Genomic DNA, 16,962 nt, shown 5'->3' with positions numbered 1-16,962 from the left:
TGCCTGGTCGGCGGCCGCTGGGGGAGGGAGCGCGTTCCAGGCTCGAGGGCTTTGGGCAGGGGCGTGAGGCGAAACAAGCAAAGCCTGAGACGGCGGGAGGACGAGTAAAATGTTGCGCAGGTTTATGAACACCGCAGGGGTGTGCGGTGTGGGGATTGCTTTCTCATCGCTGTTTTGCGGTGGAGTGTATGCGGCCGACTTTTCGACGAAAGCTGCGCCTGTTCCGTATGCTACGGCTGACGACTTCTGGACGAGACCGTATCTGTTCGGCGATCTCGGCAGGACCAGGCTGAAGGAGCAGGGCATCGACATCGGCCTGACGCTCGGCAACGAATCCGTCGGCAACGTCTCGGGTGGAAGCAGGAACACCGCAGCCAACGCCGGCCAGTTGTGGTTCGGCGCGAAGCTGGACATGGGAAAACTCGCCGTCATTCCCGGCGGCACCGTCGGTCTCACGCTGGTCGACCGCTTCGGCAAGAATCTGAATACCGAAGCGGACATTCCCGCCCTGCAGCTGACCAACGAAGTGTTCGGCCGCGGCAATATTCTGCGCCTGACGCAGCTCTATTACTCGCAGAAGCTTTTCGATGACCGCCTTGAACTCAAGGGCGGCCGTCTTCCGGTCGGCTCCGACTTCTTCTTCGGCCTGTGCGAGTTCATCAACCTGACCTTCTGCGGCGGTCAGCCCGGCAACATCCAGGGCGGCTACATCTACAATTGGCCGGTGAGCCAGTGGGCCGGTGTCGTCCACTATAAGATCGCGCCGGAATTCACGGTGTCGGTCGGTGTCTACGATGCCAATCCGGGTTACCTGACGACGTCAGACCCGGGCGTCTACTTCTTGCCCGGCATTCCCGCCTCGAACCCCGCCAGTGGCGTGATGGTGCCGGTGGAGTTGGTCTGGACGCCGAAGGGGCCCTTGACCGGGACCTGGAGACTTGGCGGCTGGTACGACAGCGCCTCGTCCATTGATGGCGGTCTTCCGGGTGTTATCGGCACCATCCCGGGCGTCGGTGGTGTGCCCGATCAAAATATCAGCGATCAACGCGGCCGCTTCGGCGTCTACGAGTCGATCCTGCAGCGGTTGACTGTTGACGGCCCGGGTTCGGTAGGCTGGTACACCTTCCTCAATACCACCGTCGCCGATCACCGGACGTCGTACCAGGATTACCAGATCGCCCTCGGCTTCAGGCATACCGGAACATTCTCCTGGCGTCCCCAGGACGAAGTCGGCTTCGCGGTCGGCACGACGCACGTGAACACGGCTGCCCTCAGTCCGAACGCCGGCGGCAACGAAGTGCCGCTTGAAGTCTGGTACGGATGGCAGGCGACCGGCTGGCTGAACCTCAAGTTCGACGCTCAGTATGTCATCAATCCCGGTGGGCGCGGCTATAACGCGGCGGGCGTGAAGACCGACAACGCCGTGGTTCTTGGCATGCGCACCGAGGTCCACTTCTGACGGGACGCTCACCCGTCTGATGCGAAAGGTGGGGCATGCCCGTCCCACCGGAGCGCACGTAACGTGTGGCGGCTCCACTCAGCGGAGCCGCCCGGGACTTGGTTATCACCTATCCCTCGTATTGATCCGGTCCCATCGCCCAAGACGCCTGATCGTGACCGAACGCGTAATTGCGGTTGTTGATCGCCGGATTGCGATTGACCATCGGCCGCATGAACATCGGGTGGGTGGCGCTGCGCACCTCGTGCTCGACCGTGAACAGCGGCTTGCCGCTGTCGAGATCGACGATGTCGCAGAAGCGGTACTGGTACTGATTGTCCTCGCGCGAGATCAAATCGCGCGCCAGCAGCTTGCGGTAAGGGCCGGAAAAATCGGTGATGTACATCTGCACATGGTGGCCGTCATAGTCGCCTTGCGGCCGATCGGTCTCGCGAAACAACAGATGCTGGTCGCGGCCGGTCTTCACGGCGGCAACCGTACCGTCGCCGTTCCGTAACTCGGATGGCATGCCCATGATCTCGGGGTAGAAGGCGCAGATGCGAGCGGCCGATCCCACCGGCACGTCGAACTCGACATAGGGAACGCCGAGCGCGACACGGCCGAAGCGCGCGGCGTCGGGCTCGTAGCAGCGCAGGCGGTTGCCCCACGGACAAATCGCCTCGACATGGTCGTTATGCTCGGCGAAGGCGAACGCGGTGCCCTCGAGCTTTTTGGCGACCGACGCCAATCGCGCCAGCAGCGCCTCGCGGCCCGCGATGACGAGTCCGACATGACCGCGCAGCACCTGCGGCCGGCCGCTCGGCAAATGAAACTGGCTCCGTCCGGCGTTGATCCACATGTTGGTGTCGGACACCATCAGATACGGATCGCGGGTGAGCCCGAGACCTGCGACATAGAACAGCGTGGCGAGGCGCTGGTCCGGGACCTGGATGTTGACGTGCTCGAAATGGATCGCGTTGCCGAGATCTTCTTTGGATCGATCGAATTGTTGCGGCATGGACGGGGCTCTGATGGGCGAGGGACAGGTCCATACTAGAGCACAATTTCCGCCAGTCGAAATGATTCGCCGATCACATCTCGAGGGTGGGGCATGGCGTCCATTGCCACCTTGCCGCAAATGCCAATCCCTGTAAGCTGACAAAAAGCACAAAGGAAAGAGATCGATGGGAGGGGTTCTGGCGGGCGTCCGCGTTCTTGATTTCGGGCGCTATATCGCGGGGCCCTATTGCGCGACCTTGCTGGCCGAATTCGGCGCCGAGGTCATTCGCGTGGAGAAGCGCGACGGCAGCGAGGATCGTTTCGTGGCGCCGGTCGGCGAAACTGGCGAAGGCGCGCTGTTTCTTCAAGTCAACCGCAACAAGAAGTGCCTCACGCTCGATCCGATGAAGCCGGAAGGACAGGAGGTGATGCGCCGCCTGATTGCGACCGCGGACGTGGTCGTCGCCAATTTGCCGCCGCAGACCTTGGGCGCGATGAAGCTCGACTACGATTCGCTCAAGGCGATCAAGCCGGACATCATCCTGACGACGGCCACCGCGTTTGGCGGGCCGGGGCCATGGTCCGACCGTGTCGGCTTCGATGGTGTCGGCCAGGTCATGTCGGGCTCGGTGTACATGACGGGCGCCGGCGATCCACCCTACCGGGCCGCGGTCAACTGGGTCGATTTCGGGACCGCGCTACATTGCGCGTTCGGCACGCTCGCCGCACTGATCGAGCGCGGCAAATCCGGGCGCGGGCAGATCGTCGAGGGCGCGTTGCTCGCAACCGCCTTGTCCTTCACCAACGCGACGCTGATCGAGCAGGCCGTCATCAACGTCAATCGCGTGCCGACAGGCAATCTCGGCCAGACCGCGGCGCCTGCCGACATCTACCGCACCAGGGACGGCTGGGTGCTGTGCCAGGTCACGGGGCATCCGCTGTTCAAGCGCTGGGCGAAACTGATGGGCGAGGAGGAGGTCTGGCTGAACGATCCGCGCTTTGCCGACGACATCAGCCGCGGCAACAATGGCCCTGTCATCAGCGAGCGCATGGCGCGCTGGTGCGCCGAGCGCACCACGCAGGAAGCCGTCGACACCCTGGGCAAGGCCATGATTCCGACCGGCCCCGTGCTGAGCCCGCAGCAGGCGCTGGATCATCCGCACGTCCGCGCCGCCGGATTCATGCAGGACGTCGACTATCCAGGTCTGCCGAAGCCCGCACCGGTGGCACGCGCCGCCGTCCGCCTGTCGGAAACGCCCGGCGAAATCGCGATGCGCCCGCCCACGCTCGGCGAGCATACCGATCTTATCCTGACCGAGCTCGGCTACGACAAGGCCGCGATCGCGGCGCTCCGGCAAGGCGGCATCGTCTAGCGGTGAACAACGGCACCTGCACGGCGGCTTGCCGTCGTGATCGCCGCGCTTTGCCGCACGTTGAGCAATTGCTTCAACGCCTGTGCATCGGCCGGCGCCGCGCTCTTCTGGTCGTTGTCGAAATAGACGTAGACGTCGCAGCCCTGCCGCTTCCAGGATTTGATGCGCCGCGCCCATTGCGCCAGCGTGGGTTTCGTATAGTGCCCGTGATAGCGCCCGCTGGGCCCGTGCCCGCGCACATAGACGAAATCCGCCGTGCGCTTCCATGGCGCGGGCGCGTCGTGATGATCGGACAGGCACAGCGAGATGTTCTCGTCGGCCAGCATCCGCAAGATGCGCGGCTGATACCAGCTCGGATGACGGAATTCGAAACTGTAACGCCGCTTCCGCGACAACAGCTTGAAGAAGCCGGCGAGGCGGTCCGCGTCGGCCTCGAATTGCGGCGGGAGCTGGAACAGGATCGGGCCGGCCTTGCCGCCGAGCCGTGAGATGCGATCCTCCAGCAGTTCGAGGCTGTTCACCGAGCGATCCGACAGGCGCTTCCAGTGCGTGATGAATTTCGAGGCCTTCCAGGCAAAGACGAAATCGCGGCCGGTCTGCTCCCGCCAACCCTCGACGGCCTCCGGCGTCGGGGTGCGGTAGAACACCCCGTTCAGCTCGGTGGTGTCGAACTGTCCGGCGTAGTAGCTCAGCTGCTGCTTCAGCGTCACGCCCTTGGGAAAGAACGGGCCTCGCCAGGAGGCGTAATGCCAGCCGGAAGTTCCGATCAGAACGCGCGCCATGTTCGACGTGTCCATCCATTGCGATTTGCCGGATGGGAACGTCCGTGCGGCCGATACGTTGCTCGTGAGCTTGATCAACGCAGGACCGGAACCGATGTACGCGCTGTTCGAAGGCAACAAGCAGATCGGCGATCCCTTTCCGACGGAGAAGGAGGTGTGGGAAGCCGCCTTGATCGAGGGGCTGGTAACCGACGTACCGGTCGCGGACGAGGAGGGCGGCCGCCTTCTGCCCGCCGGCTATCACGTCGCGCAGGTCGAGGAGACGTTCGAGCCGAAGCCCGGCTGGAAGTTGCCGCGCGAGATCTCGTGAGCGGGCCTAGTTCGAGGCCAGCGCCGCCTTGGCGAGTTCCGCCATCCAGCTCGATGCCACCGGTAGGATCGCGTCGTTGAAATCATAGCGCGGGCCGTGCAGCTCGGCGCCATCCCGCAATTCGCCATTGCCGATCCAGACGAAGGCGCCCGGACGCCGCGAGAGATAGTGGGCAAAATCCTCGCCGGCCATGCTGGGCGCGAGGTCGCGCCGCAACTCGGCCCGTACCGTGTCCGCCGCGAGGCGCGCGAGATCCGCTTCTGCCGGCGTGTTGATGACCACGCCGACGCCAATGACGATCTCGGGCGTGACCTTGACGCCGAAGCTCGTGGCAATCCCGGCGCAGATCTGTTCGATCCGCGCCAAAACGGTGTCCTTCACCGCATCGCGATGGTAGCGCAGCGTGCCGCCGATCGAGACGCGTCCGGCGATTTGGTTGCGTGCCGTGCCGCCTTCGAGCGTGCAGAGCGAGAGCACGGCGGTGTCGAGCGGATCGACGCTGCGCGAGACGATCGATTGCAGCGCCACGATCAAATGGCCGGCCGCCATCACCGGATCGCGCGTCAGATGCGGCATGCCGGCGTGACCGGCATGGCCATCGATGGTGATGGTGATGCGCCCGCCGGAGGCCATGACGACGCCGTCATGGACCGCGATGGTGCCGGCGGCGAGCCCCGGCCAGTTGTGAAAGCCGAACACCCGTTGCATCGGAAAGCGGTCGAACAGCCCGGCCGCGACCATCGCGCGCGAGCCGCCATAACCTTCCTCGGCCGGCTGGAAGATGAAATCGACCGTCCCGCTCCAGCTGGTGTCGGCGGCGAGCAGCGCGGCCGCGCCGAGCAGCGAAGCGGTATGCCCGTCATGGCCGCAGGCATGCATCACACCGGGGTTTTGCGAAGCGTAAGCTAGCCCCGTATCTTCGGTGATCGGCAGCGCATCCATGTCGGCCCGCAGGCCGACGCGGCCCTGGGCGTGGCCGCGCGTCAGGGTCGCGACGATGCCGTGACCGCCGATGTTGGCCTCGAAGGAAATGCCGAGCTCGGTGAGCTTGTCCTGCACGAAGGCCGCGGTGGCTTTCTCCTGGAGGGACAGTTCGGGATGCGCATGCAAATGCCGGCGCCACGCGGTCAGTTTCTGGTGCAGCTCGGGGGTCAAGGCGGGAATCTCTCGGCTTGTGTGTCGGCGTCGACACCATAGCCGAATAACCGCAGCTTGCATCAAGCCTCAGCGAATGCCTCGCGTGCAGCAACGCGCTCCCGTCTACGCCGACAGCTTCGCCAGCCCGTCCCAATCGAAGCTGATGCCGTGGCCGATACGGTCCGGCGCGAGCGCAAGCCCGTCCTGCAGCACCAGTGGATGCTCGATAAATTTGTCGAGCCCAAAACCGTGCGCCTCCAGATACGACCGGTTCGGGCAGGCCGCGAGCAGGTGCACGGTGACGTCATGCGCGCCATGGCTGGTGACGGGCAGGTTGAACGCCTCCGACAGCCGCCCGATCTTCATGAAGGCGGAGACGCCGCCGCAATTGGTGACGTCAGGCTCGGGATAGGACACCGCGCCCGCGACGATGTAGTTCTTGAACTCCCAAAGCGAACGTAAATTCTCGCCCGCCGCGATCGGCACGCCGCCGGCCTGCATGATGCGAGTGTGGCCCGCGACGTCGTCGGGAATGATCGGCTCCTCGAGCCAGGTGAGGTCATACGGTTGGAACGCGCGGGCGGCGCGGATCGCTTCCTCGACCGTCCATTTCATGTTGGCATCCACCATCAACGGAAAGCCGTCACCGAGATGCTGTCGCATCGCCGCGACCCGCGCCACATCCGATTTGAGATCGGGGCGGCCGGCCTTCATCTTGATGGCGCGAAAGCCCTTGCTGAGATTGCCGTCAGTCTGCGCGAGCAGTGCATCGACGGAGAGATCGAGATCGATGCCGCCCGCATAACACGGCACGCGCGCGTCGAATCCGCCGAGCAACTGATACAGCGGCAATTGCGCGCGCCGCGCCTTCAAATCCCACAGCGCGATGTCGAGTGCCGAGAGCGCCAGCACCGCTGGCCCGCCGCGCCCGCCATAATGCAGTGCCCACCAGACCTGGTGCCAGATCGCCTCGGTATCATCGGCCTCGCGGCCTTCGACGAGCGGCGGGATCTCGCGCTTGAGGATGTCGGCGACGGCGCCGCCATTGCGTCCGACCGTGTAAGTGTAGCCGACCCCCTCGGCGCCATCGGCATCCCGGATGCGGCAGGTGATCAGCTCGAACGCCGCCATGTCGCCATGCATCGAGTCCGACAGCGTGACGGGAAGGGGGATCCGGTAGAATCCGGTCTCGATGGTCGAAATGCGCGGCATGCGGCCTCCCTGCGTTTTCTTTGCAGGCTAGGCCGACGCGCACCGCCCGGCAAGCGCGCGCCATGCAAGGCAGCTCACCGCATCGTCGCGAGCTGCACGGCCAGCGCGCAGGCGCGGTCGTATTCGTCGAGATTGATCCACTCGTCGATCGTGTGCACCTCGTTCTGGCCGGCGCCGAAGGTCACGGTCGGAACGCCGTGGCGGACCATCCAGTTGGCATCGAGGCCGCCATTGGCGGTGCGCACGTTCGGGGTGCCGCCGACGGCGGACACGGCCTCCACCGCGCGTTTGACGACAGGAAGGTTGTCCTTCATGCGGAACGGGAAATAGTCGGTCTCGGCCTTGAACTTGACCTTGCCGGACTTGCCTTGCGCGTTGGTGACTTTCTTGGCCGCCTTCTCGAACGCGGCCTTGTAGGCTTTTGTGATCTCCTTGAAGAACTTTCCGTCATGGCTGCGGCTTTCGCCGCGCACATGGACGTAGTCGGTGACGACGTTGGTGGCGTCGCCCGCAGGCCTTCCCTCGCCGCCGGTGACGGGGCCGACATTGCTGGTGCCTTGCTGCTTGCGCTTGACCACCTTGCCGAACCAGCCGCCGGCCTTCACGTCGGCGAGCGCAAGCGCGAGGATCATGGTCGAGGAGATGCCGCGCTCCGGCGCGACGCCGGCATGCGAGGCGCGGCCGAAGATTTCCACGGTCCAGCGGTCGGCACCCACGGCGCCGATGACGACGTTGGAGGCCGAGCCGCCGTCATAGTTGAAGGCCATCACCGGCGAGCCGAGCTCGTCCAGCTTGACGTGGCGCGCGCCATAGAGCCCGCTCTCCTCGCGCACGCAGAACAGCAGCGTGATCGGCGGATGATCGAGTTGCTGCTTTTCGAGCTCGACCGCCAGCGTCACCAGCACGCCGCAGCCGCAGCGATTGTCGCCGCCGAGCGCGGTCTTCGCATCATTGACGATCTTGCGACCCGACTTTTTCGGCTTGGCGCCGGCGCATAGCGGCACGGTATCCATGTGGGTCATGAACATGATGCGCGGCTGGTTGTTCAGCGCGCCGCGGCCGGGCAGGTCGACGATGAGGTTGCCGGTCTCGGTCGGCACCGGAATGCGGGTATTGGCGTCGTCGAGCCGGATCGCTTTCGCCGGCACGCCGCTCTCCTTCAGCGCAGCCGTGAGCTCACGCCCGATTGCGGCCTCCTGTCCGGTGACGCCCTCGACGGCGAGAAAGCGCAAGAGGCGGTCGGTGGCGGCTTTGGTGTCGACAGGCATGAGATGTCCCCTTGATGCAGGGCTCTACTCTATCGTCGGTCTTGGCGAGGTATAGACCAAAAAGATCAGCGCGCCGATGCCAAGCATGGCTGCCATGAAAAGCAGCACCGCCGGCAACCCTGCAAAGGCCGCCACCGCACCGGTGATCGATTGCATCAGCGCCGCGCCGAGGAAGAAGGCGAGGTTGATCGCCGCGAGCGCCTTGCCCGCAACTTGGGCGTCGACCAGCTGCCGCGACATGCCGAACAGCAGCGGCTGTGCGGAAGTGGCAAGCCCGATGAGCACGAACAGCACGAGGTCGTATTGCGGCGGCATCACCGCAACACCACACAACACGGAAATGGCATAGCGCGGGGCCCCTAACGCCATCAGCGCCAGCAGCAACGCGCCGACGAGGTGCGTTCCCGCCACCAGCGCGCGGCGGCGTGCCAGCCTGCGGTCGATCATGCCGATGACAAGCGGACCTGCGATCATGGCCAGCGTGAACGCGCCGAGCTGGTTGCCGGCCTCGACCCGCGACAATCCCTTGACCTGCATCAGCCACGGTCCGCCCCACAGGCCGCGCAGCACCAGCGAGGTCGCAAGCGACACCAGCGCCAGCGCGATCAGGCCGCGCAAGGGCCGCGACAGTCCGAGCCTGAGCACCTCGATCATCTGCGACAGCGGCGAGGACTCGTCCTTGTGCTCGGCCGGCTGGCTCGGCACCAGCAGGAACACCGCGAGCGCCACGGCGACGCCGCCGAGCGCCGAGATCCAGAACCCGGCGCGCCAGCCGCAAGTGTCGACCACGAAGGCGAGCGGACTCGACGACAACAGCATGCCGATATTGCCGATCGAGAGGATCGCGCCCGACCACAGCCCAAAGCGCGCGGCCGACAATTGCTTGGCCGCCAACGTCATCGGGCACATCAGCATGCCGGAGGTGGCAATGCCCAGCAGCACCTGCCCGATGGCGAAGCTTTCGGGTCCCGTTGCGAACCCGGACGCGATGGCGCCGACCACGGTTCCCGCGAGCAGGCTCAGCGACACCGGCCGCACGCCAAAGCGGTCCATCGCCGCACCGACCGGGATCTGCGCGGCCGCAAACGCGAACGGGTAGACCGAGGTGAGGCTCGCCAGCGCCTGCGGTTCGATGCCGAAATCCGCCGCCATCAGGTCGAGGCTGACCGCCGGAATGGTGCGCAGCAAGGTCGAGAGCATGTGCCCGCAGGCCAGCGCAAGCAGCGCAAAGATCAGCGCGCGGGTGGCTCCCGCGTCGTGGGTGGCGGCGGTGGTCATGGGCGTTGCGTCCCGGCAAGGTTTCGGGTGGGGTTACATGATTGACGGGTGCATGCCAACATCGGGACCGCCATGGCCGCAATGTCGTGGATGCACAAGGCAACGGACGCGCAAGATCCTAAACGTGCAAGGCTAGTGACATCATGTATCTCGGCATCGACCTCGGCACCTCCGCCGTCAAAATCGTTCTGGTCGACGACGCGCAGCGCGTGGTGGCGAGCCGCAGCCGGTCACTGACGGTCTCCTCGCCGCGTCCCGGCCATTGCGAGCAGGACCCGGCACAGTGGATCGAGGCGACGTTCGCGACGCTGGACGCGCTGAAGGCGGATCACGCGCGCGAGCTGTCCGAGGTCGAGGGCATCGGCCTGTCCGGCCAGATGCACGGCGCGACGCTGCTCGACGCCAGCCACAGGCCGTTGCGGCCCTGCATTCTCTGGAATGACGGACGGTCCTTTGCGGAATGCGCCGAGCTGGAGCGGCGCTGGCCCGCCTTGCGGACCACGACAGGCAACAAGGCGATGCCGGGATTCACCGCGCCAAAATTGCTGTGGGTCGCTAGGCACGAACCGGAGATCTTCGCGGCGACAAAACTCGTGCTGCAACCAAAGGCCTATCTGCGCCTGGTGCTGACCGGCGAGGCGATCGAGGATGTCTCGGACGCCTCGGGTTCGCTGTGGCTCGATGTTAGCAGCCGCGATTGGTCGGATGAAGGACTCGCCGCGACCGCGCTATCGCGCCGGCAGATGCCCCGTCTGGTCGAGGGCTGCGCGCCGGCTGCACGGCTGCGGAGCGAGTTGGCGCAGCGCTGGGGCATGACCGGGCGGCCGATGATCGCGGGCGGGGCCGGCGACAATCCGGCGGGAGCCATCGGCATCGGCGCCATCAATCCCGGGGCAGCCTTCATTTCGCTCGGAACCTCCGGCGCATTGCTGGTGCCGACCGAGACGATCGCGGCCAATCCGGAGCGGGTCGTGCACACGTTCTGTCACGCCGTCCCCGACAGGTGGATTCAAGCCGGCGCGATCCTCTCGGCGGCATCGTGCCTGGCCTGGATCGCGCGGCTGTTGGGGATCCCTGAGACTGAGCTGCTGGCGCCGCTCGGGTTGCGCCCGCGGGCGCCGTCGCCGATCAGCTTCCTGCCGTACCTCTCCGGCGAACGCACCCCGCACGATGACCCCGACGTGCGCGGCATGCTCGATGGGATCAGTCACGCCACCGATCGTGACGCGATCGTGCAAGCCGTGCTCGAAGGCGTCGCCTTCGCGCTTGCGGATTGCCGGGACGTGCTGGCCGAGACCGGATTGGTGATCGCGGAGGCGGATGTCATCGGCGGCGGCTCACGGTCGCGGTTTTGGCTTTCGGTGCTGGCCAATGTCCTGAACGTGCCGGTGCATCGCTTTGCCGACGGCGAGACGGGCGCGGCGTTCGGTGCGGCGCGGCTTGGCCGCCTCGCCGTCACCGGTGAGGCGATCGACGCCGTCTGCACCGCGCCACAGCGCGTCGAGACCTTCGAGCCCGACGGCGCGCTTGCGCAGGCCTATGCCGAGCGGCTGCCGCAATGGCGCCGCCTGTACCGGCCGCGGCGCTGATCGCGATACGCGATGATGTGGCGAAGAAAAGGCATCACGCGCGGGATCGGTTCCGTCTGCAAAAGATAAAAGCAGCGCCGGACCGTTGGTCGGTATGCCGGAGGTATTGCCCTGCGCCACAACCTTTTGTTTAATGCTTGCGCGCGCGCCAGGGACCAACGAGACGCGGGTGAGATTGCGATGCCGCCGTCGGCGCATCGGGGAGGTGTGATGAGCGAGCCCATCCTCGAGATGCGCCGGGTCTCTAAATCGTTCTTCAGCATCAAGGCGCTGCGCGACGTCGACCTCACCGTCTACGCGGGCGAAATCCACGCTTTGATGGGCGAGAACGGCGCCGGCAAATCCACCCTGATGAAGATCCTGTCGGGCGCCTACCGGCCGGACCCGGGCAGCGAAATCCGCATCGACGGCCAGCCCGTGCAGATCAGCGGTCCGCTCGGCGGCCGCGCAGCCGGCATCGCGATCATCTATCAGGAACTCTCGCTCGCCCCCAACCTGAGCGTTGCGGAGAATATCTATCTCGGTCGCGAGGTCTCCCGCGGCGGCTTGCTGGCGCGCGAGGCGATGCAGGCCGGCGTCGGTCCGATCCTGGCGCGGCTCGGCGCGGATTTCACGCCGCAGACGCAGGTCGCCAATCTCTCGATGGGCCAGCGCCAACTGGTCGAGATCGCGCGCGCGCTGCACGCCCGCTCCAGGATCCTGATCATGGACGAGCCGACCACCGCGTTGTCGGCCGGTGAGAGCGAAAGGCTGTTCGCGCTGATCCGCCAGCTGCGCGCCGAAGGTCTCGCCATCATCTACATCTCGCATCGCATGGACGAGGTCTATGCGCTCGGCGACCGCGTCACGGTGCTGCGCGACGGCACGCTGGTCGGCTCGCTCGACAAGGCAGACATCCGTGCCGACACCATCGTCCGGATGATGGTGGGACGCGACGTCTCGTCCTTCTACAAGAAGGAGCATGATCCCAGGAACGATCCCAACGCGCGGTCGGGAGCTCCCGTGCTTGCGGCCGTCGACATCGCCGACGGCAGGCGCGTCAAGGGATGTTCGCTGGCGGTGCATGCGGGCGAGGTGGTAGGGCTTGCCGGCCTGGTCGGCGCCGGCCGCACCGAGCTTGCGCACCTCATCATCGGCGCCGCGCCCATGATCTCCGGCCATGTCGAGATTGACGGGCGCGAGGTCTCCATCCGCACGCCCGGCGAGGCGCTGGACGCCGGCATCGCCTATCTCACCGAGGACAGGAAGGCGCTCGGCCTGTTCCTCGACATGCCCTGTCTCGACAACATCAATCTCGCGGTGCTCGGCCGCGACGCGAAATTCGGCGGCATCCTCGATCGCGACAAGGCCCGCGACCGCGCCAAGCGCGCGTTCGCGGGGCTCGGCATCCGCGCTGCGAATGTCGGTGTTCCCGCTGGCGGGCTCTCGGGCGGCAACCAGCAGAAAGTGCTGCTGTCGCGGCTGCTCGCGATCGGCCCGAAAATCCTGATCCTCGACGAGCCGACGCGCGGCGTCGACGTCGGCGCCAAGTCCGAGATCTATTCGATCATCGACAATCTCGCGAAGTCGGGCACCGCGGTTCTCGTCATCTCGTCCGACCTGCCCGAGATCATCGGCATCTGCGACCGCGTCATCGTGATGCGTGCAGGACATATCGCCGGGCAGATCCGGCGCGACGCGACATCGCCGCTCAATCAGGAGGAGATCATGGCCCTCGCCACCGGAACGGAGCAGCTCGATGCCTGAGAACGGCGCTTCCGCCAACACCGCCCCCGCCAAAGCCGTCCCCGTCGCGCCCGGTCTTGCCGCCGCGCAGGAGACGAAGCGGCAGCGGACGCGGATGATCATTCGCGCGGTCGGCATGCTGCCGGTGCTGCTGCTCTTGTGCATCGGCTTTCACGTGCTGTCGGACGGCCGCTTCTTCACCGGCCAGAACATCGGCATCGTGGTGCAGCAGTCCGCGGTCAATACCGTGCTGGCCGCAGGCATGACCTTCGTCATCCTCACCGGCGGCATCGACCTGTCGGTCGGCTCCATCTTGGCGGCGGCGGCGATGGCCGGGCTGATCATCTCCAAATTTCCCGATCTCGGGGCGCTGTGGTTGCCGGCCGCGGTGCTCACCGGCACCGTCTTCGGCATTCTCAACGGCGGCTTGATCGCGCTGTTGCGCCTGCCGCCCTTCATCGTCACGCTGGGATCGTTGACCGCCGTGCGCGGCGCGGCGCGCCTGCTCGGCGCCGACACCACGGTGTTCAATCCGTCGATCCCCTATGCCTTCATCGGCAACGGTGCTCTGACCCTCATTCCCGGCGTATTGTCGATTCCCTGGCTCTGGGTGATCGCGTTGCTGGTCATCCTGGTGTCGTGGCTGGTGCTCAAGCGCACCGTGCTCGGGGTGCACATCTACGCGGTCGGCGGCAATGAGAGCGCGGCGCGGCTCGCCGGCATCAAGGTCTGGGCCGTGTTGATTTTCGTCTACGGCGTGTCCGGCCTGCTCGCGGGCCTCGGCGGCGCGATGCAGGCAGCGCGCCTCTACGCCGCCAATGGCCTGCAGCTCGGCCAGTCCTACGAACTCGACGCCATCACCGCCGTGATCCTGGGCGGCACCTCCTTTGTCGGCGGCATCGGCTCGATCTGGGGAACGCTGGTCGGCGCGCTGATCATTGCCGTGTTGTCGAACGGCCTGATCCTGATCGGCGTGTCCGACGTCTGGCAATATGTGATCAAGGGTCTGGTCATCATCGGCGCGGTGGCGCTGGACCGCTATCGGCTGCAGGGCTCGGCTCGGACTTGAGAGCATGATCCGAAAAAGTGCGAAGCGGTTTTTCGAAAGGATCATGCTCAAACAAGGAGCATGAAAATGCAGCCGGCACCGCGCCGTCATGTTCATTCCGTCACGGCAACTGGTCGCCGCGCCGGAGCTTCAAACAGACCAGGGAGGAAGCCAATGTTGAAGTCGATCTCGCTTGCCGGCGCCGCGATGGCGCTCGTCCTGAGCTCCGCGCCGTCCTACGCCAAGGAGCTTAAGTCGATCGGCATTTCGCTGGGCTCGCTCGGCAATCCATTCTTCGTCGCGTTGTCGAAGGGCGCCGAGTTCGAGGCCAAGAAGACCAACCCCAACGTGAAGATCACGACGGTGGGCTTCGAATATGATCTCGGCAAGCAGGTCACCCAGATCGACAATTTCATCGCCGCCGGCGTCGACCTGATCCTGCTCAACCCTGGCGATCCCAAGGCGATCGGACCAGCGATCAAGAAGGCGCAGGCCGCCGGCATCGTCGTCGTTGCCGTCGACACCGCGGCCGAAGGCGCCGACGCCACGGTGACCACCAACAACTTCCAGGCCGGCGAGATCTCCTGCCAGTACATCGTCGACAAGCTGGGAGGCAAGGGCGACGTGATCATCGAGAACGGCCCGCAGGTCTCCGCGGTGATCGATCGCGTGGTCGGCTGCAAGAACGTGCTCGGCAAGAATCCCGGCATCAAGGTCCTGTCCAGCGACCAGGACGGCAAGGGCTCGCGCGAAGGCGGCCTCACGGTGGCGCAGGGCTATCTGACCCGCTTCGCCAAGATCGACGCCATCTTCGCCATCAACGACCCGCAGGCGATCGGCACCGACCTCGCCGCGCGCCAGCAGCAGCGCACCGGCATCGTCATCACCGCGGTCGACGGCGCCCCCGACATCGAAGCGGCCCTCAAGGACCCGCAGGCGACGCAGATTCAGGCCTCCGCCTCGCAGGACCCGTTCTTCATGGCCCGCCGCGCCGTGCAGGTCGGCGTCAGCATTCTCAACGGCCAGAAGCCGGCGTCCACGGTCGAGCTGCTGCCGTCGAAACTCGTGACGCGCGACAATGTCGGCGAGTACAAAGGCTGGACCTCGGATCGGTCGCAGTAGCGGGCGAGAGGCGGCCGGCGCCGGATGCGGCGCTGGTCGGCTCGCGTGGCACCAGCGGAAGATGTGGCAGCGATCCCTGCAGGATGGCCCCGTTCGCATATCACCAAAGCGGCCTGCGGAACCCGCAGGAGGTCCGGGTCTCCTTGGCGGCGCCGCGCATGCGGAAGGCGGTTTGCCAGCATTTTCGCGCGTAACTTAACGTATACTTTAGAGTCCACTGCCTATTGGAGGTTGCAGAGGATTCCCGATGACCTTGAGCCCTTCTTCCGCCGCCACCACGTTGGGTCGCCTAGCCCGGGACGAGCGCGGCAATATCGCCGTCATCTTCGCCATCGCCTTGTTGCCGGTCTTGTCATTCGTCGGCGCTGCGATCGACTACAGCCGCGCCGCCCACGCCCGCACCGCGATGCAGGGTGCGCTCGATTCGGCCGCGCTGATGGTCGCCAAGAACCTGTCCGATGGGAAGATCACGGCTGACCAGGTTCCGACCGCTGGCGCCGCTTACTTCGCCGCACTCTATACCCACACCGGCAGCCAGAACGTCAAGGCGTCCGCCACCTACACCGCCAACAATGGCGGCAAGGGATCGACGGTGACGATGGCGGCGTCGGGCGAAATCAAGAGCCAGTTCATGCAGATTGCCGGCTTTCCAACCCTCGACTTCAGCGTCGGCTCGACCTCGACCTGGGGGAACAACCTGCTGCGCATCGCGCTGGTGCTCGACAACACCGGTTCCATGGGGGGCACCAAGATCAGCAACCTGAAGACCGCATCCAAGAACCTTGTCGACAAGCTCGGGGCGCTGGCGAAGACCCCGGGCGATGTCATGTTCTCCGTGATTCCGTTCGCGAGCGCCGTCAACGTCGGCATCGACAAGGTCTCGGCCACGTGGCTGCGCTGGGATCTATGGGACCCCAGGTCGGAGGATTCCTCCAGCAACTCCTATTGCAGCAGCGGACGGAGCTCCTGGTACACGATGGCGATGTGCAAGGGGCATGGCTACACCTGGAGCCATTCCGTAGGCTCGCCTTCAACTTCGAACTGGAACGGCTGTGTGACCGACCGCGATCAGAGCTACGACGTCTCCGACGCATTGCCATCGGCGCTGACAACGCAATTTGTCGCCGACCAAGACCCGTACTGCCCGGCCAAATTGCTGGCGCTGACCAGCACAGCCAGCACCGTCAAGAGCACCATCGACGCGATGTCGGCGAACGGCGGCACCAATCAGACCATCGGGCTGCACTGGGGCTGGCTGTCGCTGCTGCAGCAAGCGCCGCTGAACGCGCCGGCCGAGGACGTCAACAACGTGTACCAGCACGTGATCATCCTGTTCACCGACGGCCAGAACACGGTCAATCGGTGGAACGGCGACGGGTCCATGACCTCGTCCTCGACTGAACGCGGCAAGATCGACACGCGAATGGAGGCTCTGTGCACCGCCGTCAAGGCCAAGAACACGACCATCTACACGGTCCAGCTCGACGACGGCACCGGGGTGTCGCCCGTGCTTCCCAAATGTGCGAGCGGCTCGGCAAACTTCTTCATGCTGAGCAACCCCAGCGAAATCGACGCCGCCTTCACCCAGATCGGCACATCCATTTCCAAGCTGCGCGTTTCGAAGTAGCCCCACATATCCATTTTGCTTGATATTGGCCCGGGGAAGCAAAGGCTGAAACAG

Annotated in this window: 14 protein-coding genes; 8 read left to right on the top strand and 6 right to left on the bottom strand. The window is 65.4% G+C overall.

Annotation, left to right across the window (positions count from 1 at the left end; all coding sequences use genetic code 11):
- Positions 1–109: 109 nt before the first annotated feature.
- Positions 110–1,459: a carbohydrate porin gene (locus tag IVB13_RS11040; protein ID WP_247488875.1), complete on the top strand. Its 1,350-nt coding sequence runs from the start codon at positions 110–112 to the stop codon at positions 1,457–1,459.
- A gap of 109 nt (positions 1,460–1,568) precedes the next feature.
- Here the strand turns inward: IVB13_RS11040 and IVB13_RS11035 are convergent, their stop codons facing one another.
- Entirely contained in the window at positions 1,569–2,456 is an 888-nt protein-coding gene (locus IVB13_RS11035) for a hypothetical protein (protein ID WP_018458262.1), read from the bottom strand.
- 166 nt (positions 2,457–2,622) lie between these two features.
- On the opposite strand from IVB13_RS11035, the gene IVB13_RS11030 reads away from it, so the two are divergent.
- Positions 2,623–3,810 carry a CoA transferase gene (locus IVB13_RS11030; protein WP_018458263.1) on the top strand — a complete coding sequence of 396 codons (1,188 nt, stop codon included), beginning with the start codon at positions 2,623–2,625 and terminating at the stop codon, positions 3,808–3,810.
- On the opposite strand, the gene IVB13_RS11025 is transcribed toward IVB13_RS11030, so the two are convergent.
- Entirely contained in the window at positions 3,807–4,592 is a 786-nt protein-coding gene (locus IVB13_RS11025; protein WP_018458264.1) for a DUF72 domain-containing protein, read from the bottom strand. The two genes, IVB13_RS11030 and IVB13_RS11025, sit on opposite strands and share 4 nt — an antisense overlap.
- On the opposite strand from IVB13_RS11025, the gene IVB13_RS11020 reads away from it, so the two are divergent.
- The gene (locus tag IVB13_RS11020) at positions 4,591–4,902 is read left to right on the top strand and encodes a hypothetical protein (RefSeq protein ID WP_018458265.1); all 312 of its coding nucleotides are present in this window, start codon (positions 4,591–4,593) and stop codon (positions 4,900–4,902) included. The two genes, IVB13_RS11025 and IVB13_RS11020, sit on opposite strands and share 2 nt — an antisense overlap.
- A 6-nt stretch (positions 4,903–4,908) precedes the next feature.
- Here the strand turns inward: IVB13_RS11020 and IVB13_RS11015 are convergent, their stop codons facing one another.
- The 4 genes from IVB13_RS11015 to IVB13_RS11000 form a co-directional block, all read right to left on the bottom strand.
- Positions 4,909–6,057, bottom strand: coding sequence for an amidohydrolase (locus IVB13_RS11015; protein WP_204510527.1), 1,149 nt, complete (start codon positions 6,055–6,057; stop codon positions 4,909–4,911).
- A 105-nt stretch (positions 6,058–6,162) separates the two neighbouring features.
- Positions 6,163–7,251 (bottom strand): mandelate racemase/muconate lactonizing enzyme family protein, encoded by a 1,089-nt coding sequence (locus IVB13_RS11010; RefSeq protein WP_085352056.1) that lies wholly within the window; start codon positions 7,249–7,251, stop codon positions 6,163–6,165.
- Between the two features lie 74 nt (positions 7,252–7,325).
- Positions 7,326–8,519 (bottom strand): M20/M25/M40 family metallo-hydrolase, encoded by a 1,194-nt coding sequence (locus tag IVB13_RS11005; protein ID WP_247488873.1) that lies wholly within the window; start codon positions 8,517–8,519, stop codon positions 7,326–7,328.
- 24 nt (positions 8,520–8,543) lie between these two features.
- Positions 8,544–9,797, bottom strand: coding sequence for an MFS transporter (locus tag IVB13_RS11000; RefSeq protein ID WP_247488871.1), 1,254 nt, complete (start codon positions 9,795–9,797; stop codon positions 8,544–8,546).
- Between the two features lie 143 nt (positions 9,798–9,940).
- Between IVB13_RS11000 and xylB the strand changes: the two genes are divergently transcribed.
- From xylB to IVB13_RS10975, 5 genes are all read left to right on the top strand, one after another.
- Entirely contained in the window at positions 9,941–11,386 is a 1,446-nt protein-coding gene (xylB, locus tag IVB13_RS10995) for a xylulokinase (RefSeq protein ID WP_247488869.1), read from the top strand.
- A gap of 210 nt (positions 11,387–11,596) precedes the next feature.
- A complete protein-coding gene (locus IVB13_RS10990) occupies positions 11,597–13,132 on the top strand; it encodes a sugar ABC transporter ATP-binding protein (protein ID WP_247488867.1) in 1,536 nt (511 codons plus the stop codon).
- Positions 13,125–14,180, top strand: a complete 1,056-nt coding sequence (locus tag IVB13_RS10985; protein WP_018458272.1) for a ribose ABC transporter permease — start codon at positions 13,125–13,127, stop codon at positions 14,178–14,180. Before IVB13_RS10990 ends, IVB13_RS10985 begins: the two co-directional genes overlap by 8 nt.
- 153 nt (positions 14,181–14,333) lie before the next feature.
- The gene (locus tag IVB13_RS10980; protein ID WP_247488865.1) at positions 14,334–15,281 is read left to right on the top strand and encodes an ABC transporter substrate-binding protein; all 948 of its coding nucleotides are present in this window, start codon (positions 14,334–14,336) and stop codon (positions 15,279–15,281) included.
- Positions 15,282–15,528: 247 nt separating this feature from the next.
- The gene (locus tag IVB13_RS10975; RefSeq protein WP_247454674.1) at positions 15,529–16,908 is read left to right on the top strand and encodes a TadE/TadG family type IV pilus assembly protein; all 1,380 of its coding nucleotides are present in this window, start codon (positions 15,529–15,531) and stop codon (positions 16,906–16,908) included.
- The last annotated feature ends 54 nt before the right edge of the window (positions 16,909–16,962 follow it).

Origin of the sequence: Bradyrhizobium sp. 17, from assembly GCF_023073515.1 — a bacterium.
GTDB classification, from domain to species: Bacteria; Pseudomonadota; Alphaproteobacteria; order Rhizobiales; family Xanthobacteraceae; genus Bradyrhizobium; species Bradyrhizobium canariense_D.
Note: the sequence above shows the minus strand (reverse complement) of the source record. Positions and strands in the feature narration are given on the sequence as shown.

What these genes read in the sequence shown, in the direction of transcription:
- IVB13_RS11040 (WP_247488875.1), top strand. Translation starts at nt 110, where the DNA reads ATGTTGCGCAGGTTTATGAACACCGCAGGGGTGTGCGGTGTGGGGATT.
- IVB13_RS11035 (WP_018458262.1), bottom strand. Translation starts at nt 2,456, where the DNA reads ATGCCGCAACAATTCGATCGATCCAAAGAAGATCTCGGCAACGCGATC.
- IVB13_RS11030 (WP_018458263.1), top strand. Translation starts at nt 2,623, where the DNA reads ATGGGAGGGGTTCTGGCGGGCGTCCGCGTTCTTGATTTCGGGCGCTAT.
- IVB13_RS11020 (WP_018458265.1), top strand. Translation starts at nt 4,591, where the DNA reads ATGTTCGACGTGTCCATCCATTGCGATTTGCCGGATGGGAACGTCCGT.
- IVB13_RS11025 (WP_018458264.1), bottom strand. Translation starts at nt 4,592, where the DNA reads ATGGCGCGCGTTCTGATCGGAACTTCCGGCTGGCATTACGCCTCCTGG.
- IVB13_RS11010 (WP_085352056.1), bottom strand. Translation starts at nt 7,251, where the DNA reads ATGCCGCGCATTTCGACCATCGAGACCGGATTCTACCGGATCCCCCTT.
- IVB13_RS11005 (WP_247488873.1), bottom strand. Translation starts at nt 8,519, where the DNA reads ATGCCTGTCGACACCAAAGCCGCCACCGACCGCCTCTTGCGCTTTCTC.
- IVB13_RS11000 (WP_247488871.1), bottom strand. Translation starts at nt 9,797, where the DNA reads ATGACCACCGCCGCCACCCACGACGCGGGAGCCACCCGCGCGCTGATC.
- xylB (WP_247488869.1), top strand. Translation starts at nt 9,941, where the DNA reads ATGTATCTCGGCATCGACCTCGGCACCTCCGCCGTCAAAATCGTTCTG.
- IVB13_RS10990 (WP_247488867.1), top strand. Translation starts at nt 11,597, where the DNA reads ATGAGCGAGCCCATCCTCGAGATGCGCCGGGTCTCTAAATCGTTCTTC.
- IVB13_RS10985 (WP_018458272.1), top strand. Translation starts at nt 13,125, where the DNA reads ATGCCTGAGAACGGCGCTTCCGCCAACACCGCCCCCGCCAAAGCCGTC.
- IVB13_RS10980 (WP_247488865.1), top strand. Translation starts at nt 14,334, where the DNA reads ATGTTGAAGTCGATCTCGCTTGCCGGCGCCGCGATGGCGCTCGTCCTG.
- IVB13_RS10975 (WP_247454674.1), top strand. Translation starts at nt 15,529, where the DNA reads ATGACCTTGAGCCCTTCTTCCGCCGCCACCACGTTGGGTCGCCTAGCC.